Raw genomic sequence first — 15,006 nt, forward strand, 5'->3', positions numbered from 1 at the left:
TATATTGTCACGCCTTGCGCCCGGCCATCCCTCTGTACAGCCTGTGGATAACTCTGTGGGCAAACTCTGGAAACAACTCCCTGGGCGGCGTAATTACTGGCCTGGAGCCACTGAGCTGGAATCATCCACAGTGGCCTTTTCATCCCGGGCTGCACACCGCCTGTTCCGAGGTCAAGGGAAAAACTTTTGAAATCGCGCTGAAAGCCTTGTCTACAGCGGATTGGAGGGTTTTCGAGTTGCCCCCGGATACTGTGGACGGGGCTGTGGATAAGGTGCGTACATCAGGCTCCAGGCCACGTCTTGCCTGGCTTTGCTGCTGGTGATCATTTTTTGTACAGGCGGCTGCCTGCAAGATTCCATTTCTTCGCTGGCCGGTGTTGAGGCATGCTTGTGCAACGACCGTATTCATTTCTGGTGGCCAGCGGGCCGAGCAAGGAGAACTCAATGACATCGACGTTGTTTATCACGGGCGCGACTTCCGGTTTTGGCGAGGCCTGTGCCCGTCGTTTTGCCGAGGCCGGCTGGAAGCTGGTGCTCACGGGCCGTCGCGAGGAGCGCCTGAAGGCCTTGTGCGCGGAGCTGTCGCAGCAGACAGAAGTGCATGGCCTGGTGCTGGATGTGCGCGACCGCAAGGCCATGGAAGCGGCCATCGCCAACCTGCCGCCGAGCTTCGCCACGCTGCGCGGGCTGATCAACAACGCGGGCCTGGCCCTGGGGGTCGATCCGGCGCCCAAGTGCGACCTGGACGATTGGGACACCATGGTCGACACCAACATCAAGGGCCTGATGTACAGCACCCGTCTGCTGTTGCCGCGCCTGATCGCCCATGGCCGTGGGGCGGGGATCGTCAACCTGGGTTCGATTGCCGGTAACTATCCGTATCCGGGCAGCCATGTCTATGGTGCGAGCAAGGCGTTCGTCAAACAGTTCTCCCTGAACCTGCGCTGCGACCTGCAGGGCACGGGGGTACGGGTGACGAATATCGAGCCGGGCCTGTGTGAAAGCGAGTTCTCGCTGGTGCGCTTTGCCGGTGACCAGGCGCGTTACGATGCGACCTATGCCGGTGCCGAGCCGATCCAGCCGCAGGACATCGCCGAGACGATCTTCTGGGTGCTCAACACTCCGGCCCACGTCAACATCAACAGCCTCGAGCTGATGCCGGTGAGCCAGACCTGGAGCGGGTTTGCCATCGAGCGTGACAAGGGCTGAGATCAGTTCTTGTAGTGAGAATAAGGCTTTGAAGCCGCCACAAAACCTGTAGGAGCGGCCGGTCGACGCTCGATTGCCGGCGATGAGGCCCTTGAGCCTTGCGCTGTCTGAACTGACGCCATCGCCGGCAAGCCGGCTCCTACAATGTGCAAGCCTCAGGCGAAATAGGCGGCCAGGCCACTCAGGCAGGTTGCCAGGTGATAAGGCGTGGTCGACGGCATGTCCTCGCGGCTGACCGCCCCCGTCGCGTCCAGGCATTCGTACCAGCCGCCCTTGTGCATGAAGTGCTGTTGCAAGGCCTGTAGCTGGCGCTGCAAGCGCGCCGAGTTATCCACACGCAAGGTCAGCGCCCGCAGGTATTCGGCCTGGGCCCAGATACGCCGGGTGCCATCGCGCAGGGTGCCGTCGCTGTCGAGCATGGCGCTGACTGCGCCGCTTTGCGGGTCGACCCCCGACTGCTCGGCGAAGTCGAACGCGCGATCCAGCGATCCGTGCAGCGCGGTACCGCGTAGCAAGGGCGATGATTCCAGCAGGAACAGCCATTCGAACTGATGGCCCGGTTCGAACCAGTTATCCACAGCCCCCAGCGGTTTCTCCAGCATCACGCCGTGGCGGCGGTCGATAAAGCGTTGCTGCATGCCGGCGGCCAGGGCGAGCAGTGCGCCCTGGGTGACGGCATCTTCACGTACCGACAAGGTCGCCAGGAAGGCTTCGGCCAGGTGCATCAGCGGGTTCTGCAACGGCCCGCTGCCCAGCGGCGACCAGTCGCGATCCAGGCTGGCCTCGTACAGGCCGTCGCCGTTGGCGAAGCGCACCGCGATCACTTCCAGGGCGGCGTTGAGCACCGACTCCACCAGTGGCTCGCGCACCTTGGCCCAGTAATGGGCACAGGCGAAGAGAATGAACGCGTGGGTGTAGAGATCCTTGCGCGTGTCCAGCGGCGCGCCTTGCGGGTCGATGCTGTAGAACCAGCCGCCGTGCTCGGCATCGTGGAAATGCCGTTGCAGCGAGCGGAACAGCGCGCTGGCACGTTCGCCCGCGGCCGGGAAGGCGGCATCGCCCATCAGGCTGGAGAACAGATACAACTGCCGGGCGCAGGCCATGGCGCGATAGCGTTGTGGGGGCAGCGGCCGATGCTTGGCGTCCAGCGCCTCAACGGGCAGCGCCATGTCGGCGTTCCAGCCGGGGCCTTGCCACAGCGGTACGATGACTTGGCGGAAGTGGTCTTGCACGGTATTGAACAATGCGTTCAATTCAGGCGTGGAGGCGGAGCTGGAAACATCGGGCATCGGCTGGCGTCGTCAGGGCAAGGGCGGTTGCGCGACATGTTAGCAGGCGGTAACGGACGATGCTGTTCCTTGTGGCGAGCCCGCTCGCCACAAAGTCCGGTTACCACTGGGGAAAATGCTCTAGCCCGCCAGCAACCATACGCCGGTCGCCGCCGACGCTACACCGGCCAGTCGCACCAAGGGCGCGGCAGCCTGCGGCAACACCCGCACCACTCCATAACCCAGCGCATGCAGGGTTGCGGTCGCGCCCACGAAACCGGCCGCGTAGGTCCACGGGCTCGACATGTCCGGTAGCTCAAGACCGTGGGCCACACCGTGGAACAGGGCAAACAGCGCCGTCGCCGCTATCGCCACGGCCAAAGGTGGCCGTACCGTCAACGCCACGGCCAGGCCCAGGGCCAGGACCGAAGCGGCGATCCCGCTTTCCAGCGCCGGTAACGCCAACCCCTCGAAACCCAGCACCCCACCGATCAGCATGGTGGCTACAAAGGTGCAGGGCAGCGCCCAGCGCGCGGTGCCTTGTTGCTGGGCCGCCCACAGGCCGACCGCAACCATTGCCAGCAAATGATCGATGCCGCTGACCGGATGGCTGACGCCAGCCATCCAGCCGCTGTCGCCATGGCCGGGGTGGGCGAAGGCGACGGCGGGGGCGAGCAGCAGGGCGAGGGTGCCGAGGATTTTCTTCAAGGTCATGGAGAGGATTCCTGGTGGTTGAAAGAGATGTGTGCCCGGCATCAGGCCGCCGTCAGCAGGCCCTGGCGCTCGATAAAGGCGACGATCGCCTCCAGGCCAAGCCCGGTCTTCTGGTTGCTGAAGACAAAGGGTTTGTCGCCGCGCATGCGTCGGGTGTCGCTGTCCATCATCTCCAGGGACGCGCCCACCAGCGGCGCCAGGTCGATCTTGTTGATCACCAGCAGGTCGGACTTGCAGATCCCCGGTCCGCCCTTGCGGGGCAGCTTGTCGCCGGCCGAGACATCGATCACGTAGAGGGTCAGGTCGGAGAGTTCCGGGCTGAAGGTGGCCGAGAGGTTATCGCCGCCGGACTCCACCAGGATCAGGTCGAGCCCCGGGAAGCGGCGGTTCAACTGGTCCACCGCTTCGAGGTTGATCGAGGCATCTTCGCGAATCGCGGTGTGCGGGCAGCCGCCGGTTTCCACGCCGATGATCCGCTCCGGGGCCAGGGCCTCGTTGCGGACCAGGAAGTCGGCGTCTTCGCGGGTGTAGATATCGTTGGTCACCACCGCCAGGTTGTAGCGGTCGCGCAGGGCCAGGCACAGGGCCAGGGTCAGGGCGGTCTTGCCGGAGCCCACCGGGCCGCCGATACCGACGCGCAGGGGTTGTGCGTTCATCATGCTCTCCTAGGAACGAAACAGGCGGCTGTACTGGCGCTCATGGGCCATGCACGCCAGGGACAGGCCGAAGGTGGCGCTGCCGATGGATTGAAGATCCTGGGCCGTGGCGGCTTGCTGGGCCTGTTGCAGCAGGGGCAGCAATTCGCTGGTCAGGCGCTGGGCGGCTTGCTGGCCCAGCGGCAGGGTTTTCATCAGCACGGCCAGTTGGTTTTCCAGCCAACTCCAGAGCCAGGCGGCCAGGGCATCCTGGGGGGCGATCCGCCAGGCGCGGGCGGCCAGGGCCCAGCCCAGGGCCAGGTGGGGTTCGGCTTGCTGTGCAAGGAAGCTGCGGGCGGCGTCATCCAGCTCCGGCAGGCCGCCGAGCAATTGCTGCAGGGAATAGCCCATCTGCCGGCTTTCCTGATACAGCTCGCGGGTTTCGCGGCTGGCGCGGTGTTCCTCGCAGCGTTGTTTCAACCCGGCCCAGTCCTCGTCCTTTGCGGCGTGGCAATGGGCGAGCAGCAGCGGCGCTTCGAAGCGAGCCAGGTTGAGCAGTAGTTGATCGGCGATCCAGCGTCGGGCGCTGTCGGCGTCCTTGACCCGGGCCTGTTCCACGGCCATTTCCAGGCCCTGGGAGTAGCTGTAGCCGCCGATGGGCAGTTGTGGGCTGGCCAGGCGCAACAGCGCCCAGGCCGGGCTCATGGGCGCACACCGAACTGGTGCAGGCGCGGCGGGTAGTTGAAGTCTTCGTCGCCGTGGCGGGAGTGATGGTGGCCGCCGCCGTAGGCACCGTGTTCCGGCTGGAAGGGGGCCTCGAGGGTTTCGGCGTGGGCACCGAGCTGTTCGAGCATGGCCTTGAGCACGTAGTCGTCGAGCAGCCGCAGCCAACCGTCGCCGACTTGCAGGGCGACATGGCGGTTGCCCAGATGGTAGGCGGCGCGGGTCAGTTCGAAGGCGTTGCGGCAGGTGACGTGCAGCAGGTGTTCGGGGCGTGCGCACACCCGCACGATGCGCCCGTCCTCGGCCTCCAGACATTCACCGTCGTACAGCGGGGGCTGGCCGCGTTCGAGGAACAGTCCTACATCCTCGCCGTCGGCACTGAAACAGCGCAGGCGACTTTTGCTCCGGGCTTCGAAGTTCAGGTGCAGCTCGGCGGCCCAGGTGGATTGAGGTTCGATTCTGCGATGAATCACCAACATCAGGAGGCTTCCGGCAATGAGCGATGCTAGAGCTAGAGCAAGGGGCTTGCCAATCGCTCGCCACGTAGGAAAGCCCCGTCAGAAAACGCTTGGCGCCTGAAAGGGGAGCCTAGTCATGTTTCGAGATGTTTCAAGATGGTGCGCAAGTGGTATCGATGCGCTTTTGTGGTGCCTTGCGGGCCTCATCGCCGGCAATCGAGCGTCGACCGGCCGTTCCCACAGGCCCGCGTTTCAACGCCAAGGTCGCGTCGTGTCGGCGTGGGATGCGACATGCTGGATCTTGGCGCGGTGTGAAGTTTGTAGGAGCCGGCTTGCTGGCGATCCGGGTGCAAGGCACCCGGCCCGGCTACTCGGTGCTGCCCAGCCCTTGCCAATGCTTCAGCCCGATAAAGATGAAGCGCAGTTGCTGGGTGATCTTGGCCTGGGGTGTCAGGTGTTCCGGCAGGGGCGCACAGGGCGGGTCGATGATGTCCGGCAGGGTGGCGAACACGCTCTTGACGATCAGGTCGGCGATGACCGTCAGCCCGGCCGGGTCCAGGTGGTCGAGCTTGGGCATCAGGCCCAGGTCGGTCGCCAGGTCCGCGCTGATGTTCTCCCGCAGCGCGCCGATGGCCTGGCGCACTGGCAGCGAGCCGCCGTATTGCTCGCGGGCGAGGAACAGGAACTGCGAGCGATTGGCCGCCACCACATCGAGAAAGATGCGCACCGACGCATCGATGATGCCGCCCATGACGAACTCGTTGTGGCGCACCAGGCGGATGGTTTCTCGGAAGGTCTGGCCCACTTCGCGCACCAGGGCCAGGCCGAGCTGGTCCATGTCGTCGAAATGCCGATAGAAGCCGGTGGGCACGATCCCGGCGGTCTTTGCCACTTCCCGCAGGCTCAGGCTGCCGAAGCCTCGGCCGGATTCCATCAGGTGCCGGGCAGCGTCCATGAGCGCATGTCGAGTCTGTTGTTTCTGTTCGGCGCGGGGCAGCATCGCAAGGGTATTTTCTGGATGAAGAGAGCGGCGCACTCTAGCAAATCAGCTTTGCCGGCGTCGAACCGGGAGAGGGGGAAATTGCGGGGGACTGCGAATGTTCAGGACCCTGAAATATCAAAGCCCGATCCAGGGGACCGGGCTTTGTTCCAGGCAGCCAAGGGCTTAGCTCACGGTTTTGTTGCGTTCGATTACACGGTCACCGCCGCCTTCGGCCAGGCCTTTCTCTTCCAGGCGAGCACGACCGCCTTCGGCGACTTCGCCACTCTTGCCGATAGCGGTGTGATTGGAACCATCGGCAGCCAGGGATTGACCCAGTGGGGTGCGGTCAGAACCGTTTTCGCTGACGGTGTCGCCATTCTTCTTGTTGAAGGTGGTGTGAGCGGAGCCATCGGCAGCCAAAGCCTGACCCAGTGGGGTGCGGTCAGAACCGTTTTCGCTGACGGTGTCGCCATTCTTCTTGTTGAAGGTGGTGTGGGCGGAGCCATCGGCAGCCAAAGCCTGACCCAGTGGGGTGCGGTCAGAGCCGTTCTCGCCGAGGGTCTCGCTCTGCTTGCCGGCGTAGGTGTGATCAGAGCCATCGGCAGCCAAGGTATTCAGGACCTGGCTGGCAGCTGCATGGCTGGCCTGAGCTTGTGGCGCGGCTTGTTCACGGGCTGGCAAGGCGTAGGCATTGGCAGTCAGGACGGCAAGGGTGAGGCTGAGAAGTAATGGGCGTTTCATGATCGGTTGCTCCGTAGGAGGGCGACAAAGTGGGTACGAAGCCAATGCTACGCCTGCAAAATCGATATAAAAGTTCATAAGCACAATGGTAATAATCAACGGAATTGATGGTTCTACCCAAAGCCCTCTAGACCGGGGCTTGCAGAGCGTTACCTTTGCCCTGTGATGGGTATTTTCGACCCACTGCTGCGCCACACGAGTGCGTGACGGGAACAAAAAGCTGGCGGATCGGTCAGGTCCAGCCGTCGGGTGGCGGTCCTGATTCGGGGGGAATGGCATTAAACCTTGTCGAGCGTTTGCCGGTCGTAAAGGCATAATGCGTCGAGTTTTGAACGCCAGCCGTTATCAGGAGCCCTGTGCAATGACGCGCACTCGAAAGATTCTTGCCTGGACCGGTGCCAGCCTCATCCTCCTGCTGGTGGCGCTGGTCGCCAGCATTGCCCTGTTCGATTGGAACCGGATCAAGCCACCGATCAATGCCAAGGTGTCGGCCATCCTCCATCGCCCCTTCGCCATCAATGGCGACCTGGCCCTGCGCTGGCAACGCGAAGTGGACGAGGGCGGTTGGCGGGCCTGGGTGCCCTGGCCCCATCTGATCGCCGAGGACCTGACCCTGGGCAATCCGGACTGGGCGAAGAACCCGCAGATGGTCACGCTCAAGCGTGTCGAGCTGCGTCTTTCACCGCTTCCGCTGCTGGCGCGGCAGGTGGTCATCCCGCGCATCGACCTGACCGAGCCCGATGCCAACCTCGAACGCCTGGCCGATGGCAGCGCCAGCTGGACCTTCCAGCTCGATCCCAAGGACCCGAATGCCGAACCCTCCAGCTGGGTGGTGGATATCGGTGCCATCGGCTTTGACAAGGGGCATGTCAGCCTCGACGACCAGAGCCAGAAAGCCCGCCTCGAGGTGGTGATCGATCCGTTGGGCAAGTCCATTCCGTTCGGCGATATCGTCGGTGACAAGGCGGCGAAAAAGGCCCTGGAGAAGGGTTCGGCCCCCCAGGACTATGCCTTTGCGCTGAAGGTCAAAGGCCAGTACCACGGCCAGAACCTTGCCGGCAGCGGCAAGATCGGCGGCCTGCTGGCCTTGCAGGACGCCGCCAAACCCTTTCCGGTGCAGGCGGACGTGAAGGTCGCCGACACCCGGATCGCCGTCGCCGGGACCCTGACCGACCCACGCAACCTTGGCGCCCTCGACCTGCGCCTGACCCTGTCCGGCAGCAGCCTGGGCAACCTGTACCCGCTGACTGGTGTCACCCTGCCGGCTTCGCCGGCGTATGAGACCGACGGTCATCTGATCGCCAAGCTGCGCGATCCCGCCGGGGCCGTGTTCACCTACGAGAACTTCAACGGCAAGATCGGCACCAGTGATATTCACGGCGACCTCGTTTATGTGGCGAGTCAGCCGCGCCCCAAGCTCAGCGGTACCCTGGTGTCCAACCAACTGCTGATGACCGACCTGGCCCCCCTGATCGGCGCCGACTCCAACGCCAAGCAGAAGGCCCGTGGCGGCGAAAGCAAACAGCCGGCGGACAAGCTGCTGCCGGTGGAAGAGTTCCGTACCGAGCGCTGGCGCGACATGGATGCCGATGTCGAGTTCACCGGCAAGCGCATCGTCCACAGCAGCGAACTGCCGTTCACCGACCTCTATACCCACCTGGTGCTCACCGACGGCGAGCTGAGCCTTGAGCCCCTGCGTTTTGGCGTGGCGGGTGGCAAACTCGATGCGCAGATCCACCTCGACGGCCGCAGTACGCCGATGCAGGGCCGGGCCAAGCTGACGGCGCGCAACTTCAAGCTCAAGCAGCTGTTTCCCACTTTCGAGCCGATGCAGACCAGCTTCGGCGAGCTCAATGGCGACGCGGATATCACGGGCACCGGGAATTCGGTGGCGAAATTGTTCGGCAGCTCCAATGGCGACCTGAAGATGCTGGTCAACGATGGCGCCATCAGCCGCGGGCTGATGGAGATCGCCGGGCTCAACGTGGGCAACTACGTGGTCGGGAAAATCTTTGGCGACAAGGAAGTGAAGATCAACTGCGCGGCGGCGGACCTGGGGATCAAGAGCGGCCTGGCGACCAGCCGGCTGTTTGTCTTCGATACCGAGAACGCGATCATCTACATCAATGGCACGGCCAACTTTGCCAACGAACAGCTGGACCTGAAGGTCACCCCTGAATCCAAGGGCCTGCGTCTGTTGTCCTTGCGCTCGCCCTTGTACGTGCGGGGCCCGTTCATCAAGCCCGATGCCGGTGTGCAGGCGGTACCGTTGATGTTGCGCGGCGCGGCCATGGCGGCCCTGGGTGTGATTGCCGGGCCGGCGGCGGGGCTGCTGGCGTTGGTGGCGCCCAGTGGTGATGTACCGAACCAGTGCGCGCCGTTGTTGCAACAGATGAAGGCGGGCAAGACGCCGAAGACGGTGAAGGGCTGACGCACGGCCCGGCACCGGCGGGCCTGCTCGCCACACTGCATTTGTCATCTTCAATGCCGATGCTTTGACCTTCGCAGTGCAAGCCAGGCGTTGGCTTTTGACCTTCATGGATGCTCACGGGATGTCGCAGGAACTTGCTACACGTTATCCGTTGGTGCTGGTGCCGGGTATGTTGGGTTTTGTCCGCCTGGTGTTTTTCCCCTATTGGTACGGGATCGTCCCGGCGTTGCGGCGCGGTGGGGCGCAGGTGTTTCCGGTGGCGGTCTCGCCGCTGCATTCCAACGAGGTTCGCGGTGAACAGTTGCTGGCGCGGATCGAGCAGATCCGCCGCGATACCGGGGCCGACAAGGTCAACCTGATCGGCCATAGCCAGGGCGCGCTGACCGCCCGTTATGCGGCGGCGAAGCGGCCGGAGTGGGTGGCCTCGGTGACCTCGGTCGCCGGTCCCAATCATGGTTCGGAGCTGGCGGACTATTTTGACAAGCACTATCCACGTGAGGAGCTGCGTGCCCGTCTGCTCAGCCTGTTGCTTTGTGTCGTGGCGCGGGTGATGGGTTGGCTGGACACCGGCCATCACGGGCTGAGCCTGCCCCTGGACCTGCCGGCTTCACACCAGTCGCTGACCAGCGAAGGCGTCGCGCTGTTCAATCGGCAATACCCGCAAGGATTGCCGCGGAGCTGGGGTGGGCAGGGCGATGAGCTGGTGAATGGTGTGCGTTACTACTCCTGGTCCGGCACCTTGCAGCCCGGGATCACGGATCGTGGCCGCAATCTGTTCGATGCGACCAACCGCAGTTGCCGGCTGTTTGCCAGGACCTTCGTGCGTGAGGCCGGGCAGTGCGATGGTATGGTCGGTCGTTACAGCTCGCATCTGGGCACGGTCATTGGCGATGACTATCCGCTGGACCACTTCGATATCGTCAACCAGTCGCTGGGGCTGGTGGGTAAAGGCGCGGAGCCGATTCGGTTGTTTGTGGAGCATGCTCGGCGGCTGAAACAGGCGGGTCTCTGAAGGGCTGTTCAAGTCACTCATGCGCTTTTGTATCGATTACCGCTGAACCGCTCTCGTCAGCCATTGCGCCATCGATGAGTCTTCCAGCGCGTACTCGCCCCGGTTCGCCTTCCAGACCAGTTCTTTCTCACGCAGAACGTCGAGCGCTTTCTGGACGTTCGGGGTCGTTGCGTTTGGCTCTGCCTGGACCTGCTCCAGCTTCCGATTCACGTCCAGAAGCGTTTGCTCCGCGAAAGGGGCGAATGGTTGCTTACCGATCGTCCGCTCGGCCATCACCACCAGGACGGCCTGTTGAAGTGGTGACAGATCGTTGTAGGCGCTCTCGTAGTCGCTCCAAGCCCCAGCTTGGTGATTGAGAGCGCCTGTACGCAGCAGGTCGCCAAGGTTGCAGGCTTCGCCTAGACCGACGCTGACTTCTGTGAGCAGCTTGTTCAGCATCTCGGGGCGGCGTCCGACCCGTTGGAATGCATATTCCATATCCTCGATGTTGAACTGGTTGGTCGCGGCGAGGCGGCGATTCCACACATCAGTGACGAACCCGACAAAGTCGTGTGCCAGCAGTGGGAATGGCGTGATGTTCGCGCCGTAGAAGGGCTGCTTGCTCTTGAGGACCAGGTTTGCCAGCTTGTCCCGGCTCGACCCCGTGAAAACCAGCCGCAGGCCGTCCGGGCGGTTGCCACGGTTGAGGTGATCCCGTGCGGCCTTGAGGGCGAACATTGTGTTGACCCCGCTTTCACTGTTGAGCGCATGCTGGGCCTCGTCGATGATAAGGATGACCATCTTCCCAGAGACTTCGTGAAGCACTTCCAGTGCCTTGGCGAGCGTTGTGCCGCTGGGCAGTTGGGATTTGGTGAAGTCCCAACTCAGGGTGCGAAGAAGGTTGATCTTCTCGATGCCGGCTTTCTTCGCCGCTTTGCTCACGGCGCTATCGAACTCGCTTAGCGCGCTCCCGATGGCACCTGAGATCAGGTCGGCAGGGTCTGTTTCACGGCTTGCCCACAGATCGACGTAGACAGCCAACCATCCTCGCTTCTCGCATTCCGGGATGAAGTCGTTGCTCAGGAAGGTGCTCTTGCCGGTGCGGCGTGGTGCGGCCAAGAACAATCCCGAGCTGTAATCGACAAACGACTCACCCGCCAAGTCGCGGGCAAGCGACTCTGCCAGTGCTTCGCGCTTGAAGATTGGGCGTGACGGACTCATCGTATTATCCTCGTATATCATGACAGCTATAATTTATACCTAATTAGATAAAGTAGGTATACAGCGTGTCGGATCCTATGTGCGAAAAGGGGACGTATTTATGTGTGCCAGGCAAAGCTTGGTCGTCCGCTATAGCTCGCATCTGGGGCTGGTGGGCAAGGGCGCGGAGCTGATTCGGTTGTTTGTCGAGCATGTCTGGCGGCTGAAGCAGGCGGGTGTTTGCAGGGCGTTTTTTATGGTGACCGAGACCTGTAGAAGCCGCTGATACCCTGCGTATGAGTTAAACCTCCAGTCCGCGCTCGCGCTCCAGATCGATCAAACGTGTAGTCGGGCCGTCGGGGCGCAGGCGTTCCAAGACGATTTCTGGCCAGCGGTTACGGGAGCGGCGTTTGGTGATGTTGTAGGTGAGGTCCTGAATACGATGTGCTGGGTGGTAAGCGATATGCACCAGCAGTGAAAGTACATCCAACCCACTGAGGTAATTCTTACCGCTGGCAGCTTGCCTTTTTTTAGTCATGTTTCTGATGTGGTGGCGCAGGATGTCGGAGGCTTTCAGGTGAGCCGCCAACTGACTTTTCACAAAGTCATCAGACTCGCAGTGGCGACCCTCCTTGTCGAACCAAGGGCCGTTATTCATATAGGCTCGAATATATTCCCAGAAGCCTTTTTGCATTTTTAGCGTTTTGCCGAATGGGGTCCCAACGCTCAGCATCAATGTTTTTTTTGGCTCGCCTAAATGGTGGACCCGTATTTCCATTGAGGCGTGGTGAGTGCCTCCAGTATAAAGGCCTGTCATATTGAATTCGTAGGCAATGGCTTGAATGTCATCCCAAGGGGTGTGATAGATCTTCCCGTGGTGCTCAAAATACACTTCGCGAGTACGGCGGTTAAATATTATTGGTAAGGGGAGTTTTTGTCGGGTCTCCCAAAAAAATGGAATGATAAATGCCAAAGGGGCCAAGGTGAGCATGAGTTTAACACCTTCCCACTCGCGATCGAATGCCATCCATATAGCCATCACGAAAAAAAATAGGCTCCCTAGGCTTAGTATTCCAGTTATCAGACCATGATTGGTTTCTGTTCCGGTTTGCAGAGAAAGGTAATTGTTTTGGTGCTCATCGGTGATGAATAATTCGATAGGTAACTCGCCCGTTGATATTTCGGCACTGAGTCTCGTCGGCTGCGTTTCGTCGCAACTGAGGGGCATGTGTCTTGTTTGATGGCTCATGTCCATGCGAGCTCCTCTATTTCGATGGGTGGCAGGGTCAGGCCTTCCAGCGGTGAGTAGAAAAGCTTGCCTTGGATTTTATCCAGGCTCCAACCTGCACTGTTTGTGTAATAAATGCGTCTATAGGTTTTTACCCCTCGAGTTGATGGAACCCGGCTACCGATATGTGGTTGGAAATCCTTCCCAGTCAGCAGTATTTTTTGAGGTGCCTCCTTGTGGGTATAACCTCTTCCCCAAATCTCAATGCCCTCGAATCGAATCGTGTCATCACGAAACTCCTGTTGTCCCGTCAAATGAAGGAGTAGATAGGTGGATGACACAGCACCGTTGTAGGGGTGAATCTCATTGAATCGATGAATTGCGAAGTGAATGGGGAATACTACTTTGTAAAACTCCATCATGGACGACTCGTAGTCATCGGCCCACGCCGCTGGCCGAATGCCGAACCGGGTGTTTTTGAGCCATTTTTCCAGAGGCCTGTCCTGAACGAAGGCGAGCGTAACAACGCCACCAATAATCACCAGGGTAAGACCGATGGTCAAAAGATTAAGAATCGGGACTCGACTCATCAGTTTGCTGGCCGCAAGGCTATCGCCAATGATCGTCGCATCACGTGCTGCACGAACAACTCTGGAAATTTTGAAGTACGTTGCAGCATTGGCTCCAGAGACTATTGTTAAAATACTGTTGGCGGCGACTGCATCAAAGTCTCCTGCTGAGTAAGCTTCCAGAGCACCTTTCCCAAAAATTATAATATCGAGTGCCGAAATAATGGCATTTGTAAACGCGAGGGCTGAGGCGATTTTTAGGGTGCTGGAGAGGGCCCGTCTCGAATCAATAGAGTCTGCTCCTGACGCTTTGGCGATTTTTTTCCATTCCGACTCGGCTCCTGATTGTACAAGCGCTGTTCCCGCAGCGAGGACACCCAGGAGGCCACCAAAGCCGTTTATTGCAGTTTTGATCGAAGGGGTACTTTTGAGATCATTGGCGCCCCAAAAGAAATTGACCCCAGCCACCACCAGAACCAAGGTTTTCACGGGGGAGTCTTGTAGAGCCTCCTTGCTCATCTTCAACAGGTTTTTCAATTCCGCTTCCGGTCGCAAAAGATGCTCAATCGACGGTAGGGGCTTCGTTGCACTGTTCACCTGCGGTACTGAAACCAGATGAAGGAACGGCAATGCTTCTTTGATAGCGCCTGCAACTGGCTTCGGTGGTAGCGTCTCGGGAGGTGCTTGGGGGCGGGTTCCCATCAGATCGCTGAACCATTGCGATATCTGCGTTGGCGTGGCCGCGACCATATCGATACGCTGTTGGCTGCGACTTAAGGCCGAGCCCATATACAAACGCGCAATGCTATTAGGCAAGTCCTCTGCGTTGCGCATTTGTGCCGCGAATACGGGACTCAACGCGGCAAGTAGCCGGTCCGAGGCCTTGATCTGGCTGTGCTGCGCCAAGTTATCGGCACTTTTGTTAAAGGCGTTGATCATGCTCAACGCTTGGGCCAGTTTGTTTCCGAGCTTGAGCAAAGCTTGTGCATTGTCGACCAGGGCGTCACCCAGGTCGACCAGGCGCTTTATCTCTGAAATGCCGGTGCGTTGTGCAATACCCATCACTGCCCAGATCAGCCATGGTTTCTTCGTTACCTGATCTGGGTCGAGGGCTCGGCCCAGCGTCTTTACCCCAAAGCTGGTACTGGATGGGCCGACACAGGCGAGGGCGAATTGTTCTCCCAATTCTTCCAGTGCAGCAGGTTGTGTGATGTCGAAGTGACCACAGGCTGTGGCGAGTGTCGCGGGGCTTTCAAGGTTTAGGGTGTTGAACCAGGCGCCCCAGAGTTTCGATAGTTCCCGTAGGTCCAGTTCATAAGCTCGAGTTTCACTGTCATGCTCGTTCCATGTTTTTTGCAGCAGGTCGTACTGCGTGGCATCGGGCAAAATTCGACGAATCTGGTAATTACTTTCGCTTAACGAGCGGATGACCCCTGCCATTGCCCAGTCGTCGCGCCGTTGCTTACGGCGTTTCTCGAAAGCGGACATTTGTGTTTGGATCAAGCGGGCAAGGTCCTGCAACACCCCCCAGGTGTCGTCGACCACCGCATAGGTCTGGAACTCGCAGACACTCATGTCCTCAAGGGCCTTGAGCCAGTCTGGTGTCTGGCTAACGGGATCCTGGCTCCAGCCATAACCATCGAGGTCCATGTAATCGCCGATGGATTCATGGATGTCCCTGACCAGCCCACTCATCGGCGCCATGCCGGGGGTAAAGGTCCGCATGACTCGCTCGCGCATCGCCGGATCCGTCTGGGCCGTGTCGAACTGCGCATCGCTCCAGCGGATTGGCGACCAGACCATCATGGCCGGTGCCCCGGCCTCCAACATGAAGAAAGGCTTGTGGCGCGGGTCGAT

At 60.6% G+C, this 15,006-nt stretch carries 13 protein-coding genes; 3 read left to right on the forward strand and 10 right to left on the reverse strand.

The genetic code is table 11. The features are described 5' to 3' along the window. Positions 1-444 precede the first annotated feature (444 nt). Complete coding sequence (locus UCMB321_RS03460) at positions 445-1,209, forward strand: SDR family oxidoreductase (protein WP_040063882.1); 765 nt, start codon at positions 445-447, stop codon at positions 1,207-1,209. 155 nt (positions 1,210-1,364) lie between these two features. Here UCMB321_RS03460 and UCMB321_RS03465 read toward each other — a convergent pair whose 3' ends face one another. The 7 genes from UCMB321_RS03465 to UCMB321_RS03495 all read right to left on the reverse strand — a co-directional run bounded on the left by UCMB321_RS03465 (position 1,365) and on the right by UCMB321_RS03495 (position 6,730). After that, the gene (locus UCMB321_RS03465; protein WP_040063883.1) at positions 1,365-2,498 is read right to left on the reverse strand and encodes an AGE family epimerase/isomerase; all 1,134 of its coding nucleotides are present in this window, start codon (positions 2,496-2,498) and stop codon (positions 1,365-1,367) included. A 120-nt stretch (positions 2,499-2,618) separates the two neighbouring features. Then, positions 2,619-3,191, reverse strand: a complete 573-nt coding sequence (locus tag UCMB321_RS03470) for a HupE/UreJ family protein (protein ID WP_040063884.1) — start codon at positions 3,189-3,191, stop codon at positions 2,619-2,621. Positions 3,192-3,232: 41 nt separating this feature from the next. Beyond that, positions 3,233-3,847 carry an urease accessory protein UreG gene (gene ureG, locus UCMB321_RS03475; protein WP_040063886.1) on the reverse strand — a complete coding sequence of 205 codons (615 nt, stop codon included), beginning with the start codon at positions 3,845-3,847 and terminating at the stop codon, positions 3,233-3,235. 9 nt (positions 3,848-3,856) lie between these two features. Then, on the reverse strand, positions 3,857-4,531 hold the full coding sequence (locus tag UCMB321_RS03480) for an urease accessory protein UreF (RefSeq protein WP_040063887.1): 675 nt from the start codon (positions 4,529-4,531) through the stop codon (positions 3,857-3,859). Then, the gene (ureE, locus tag UCMB321_RS03485; RefSeq protein ID WP_040063889.1) at positions 4,528-5,028 is read right to left on the reverse strand and encodes an urease accessory protein UreE; all 501 of its coding nucleotides are present in this window, start codon (positions 5,026-5,028) and stop codon (positions 4,528-4,530) included. The genes UCMB321_RS03480 and ureE overlap by 4 nt, the downstream gene beginning before the upstream one ends. Before the next feature lie 346 nt (positions 5,029-5,374). Next, positions 5,375-6,007: a TetR family transcriptional regulator gene (locus tag UCMB321_RS03490; protein WP_040063891.1), complete on the reverse strand. Its 633-nt coding sequence runs from the start codon at positions 6,005-6,007 to the stop codon at positions 5,375-5,377. Positions 6,008-6,172: 165 nt separating this feature from the next. Further along, entirely contained in the window at positions 6,173-6,730 is a 558-nt protein-coding gene (locus UCMB321_RS03495; protein WP_040063893.1) for a hypothetical protein, read from the reverse strand. A gap of 361 nt (positions 6,731-7,091) precedes the next feature. On the opposite strand from UCMB321_RS03495, the gene UCMB321_RS03500 reads away from it, so the two are divergent. Together UCMB321_RS03500 and UCMB321_RS03505 are read left to right on the forward strand one after the other, a co-directional pair. After that, positions 7,092-9,161: an AsmA family protein gene (locus UCMB321_RS03500; protein ID WP_040063895.1), complete on the forward strand. Its 2,070-nt coding sequence runs from the start codon at positions 7,092-7,094 to the stop codon at positions 9,159-9,161. A 121-nt stretch (positions 9,162-9,282) separates the two neighbouring features. Continuing rightward, positions 9,283-10,173 (forward strand): esterase/lipase family protein, encoded by an 891-nt coding sequence (locus tag UCMB321_RS03505; protein WP_040063897.1) that lies wholly within the window; start codon positions 9,283-9,285, stop codon positions 10,171-10,173. 36 nt (positions 10,174-10,209) lie between these two features. Here UCMB321_RS03505 and UCMB321_RS03510 read toward each other — a convergent pair whose 3' ends face one another. The 3 genes from UCMB321_RS03510 to UCMB321_RS03520 form a co-directional block, all read right to left on the reverse strand. After that, entirely contained in the window at positions 10,210-11,373 is a 1,164-nt protein-coding gene (locus tag UCMB321_RS03510) for an ATP-binding protein (protein WP_040063900.1), read from the reverse strand. A gap of 280 nt (positions 11,374-11,653) precedes the next feature. After that, positions 11,654-12,607: a hypothetical protein gene (locus UCMB321_RS31310; RefSeq protein ID WP_245220709.1), complete on the reverse strand. Its 954-nt coding sequence runs from the start codon at positions 12,605-12,607 to the stop codon at positions 11,654-11,656. After that, positions 12,598-15,006: hypothetical protein (locus UCMB321_RS03520; RefSeq protein ID WP_040063906.1), on the reverse strand; the 2,409-nt coding region annotated here is incomplete at its 5' end. The genes UCMB321_RS31310 and UCMB321_RS03520, both read right to left, overlap by 10 nt.

Source organism: Pseudomonas batumici (assembly GCF_000820515.1).
Classification (GTDB): Bacteria; Pseudomonadota; Gammaproteobacteria; order Pseudomonadales; family Pseudomonadaceae; genus Aquipseudomonas; species Aquipseudomonas batumici.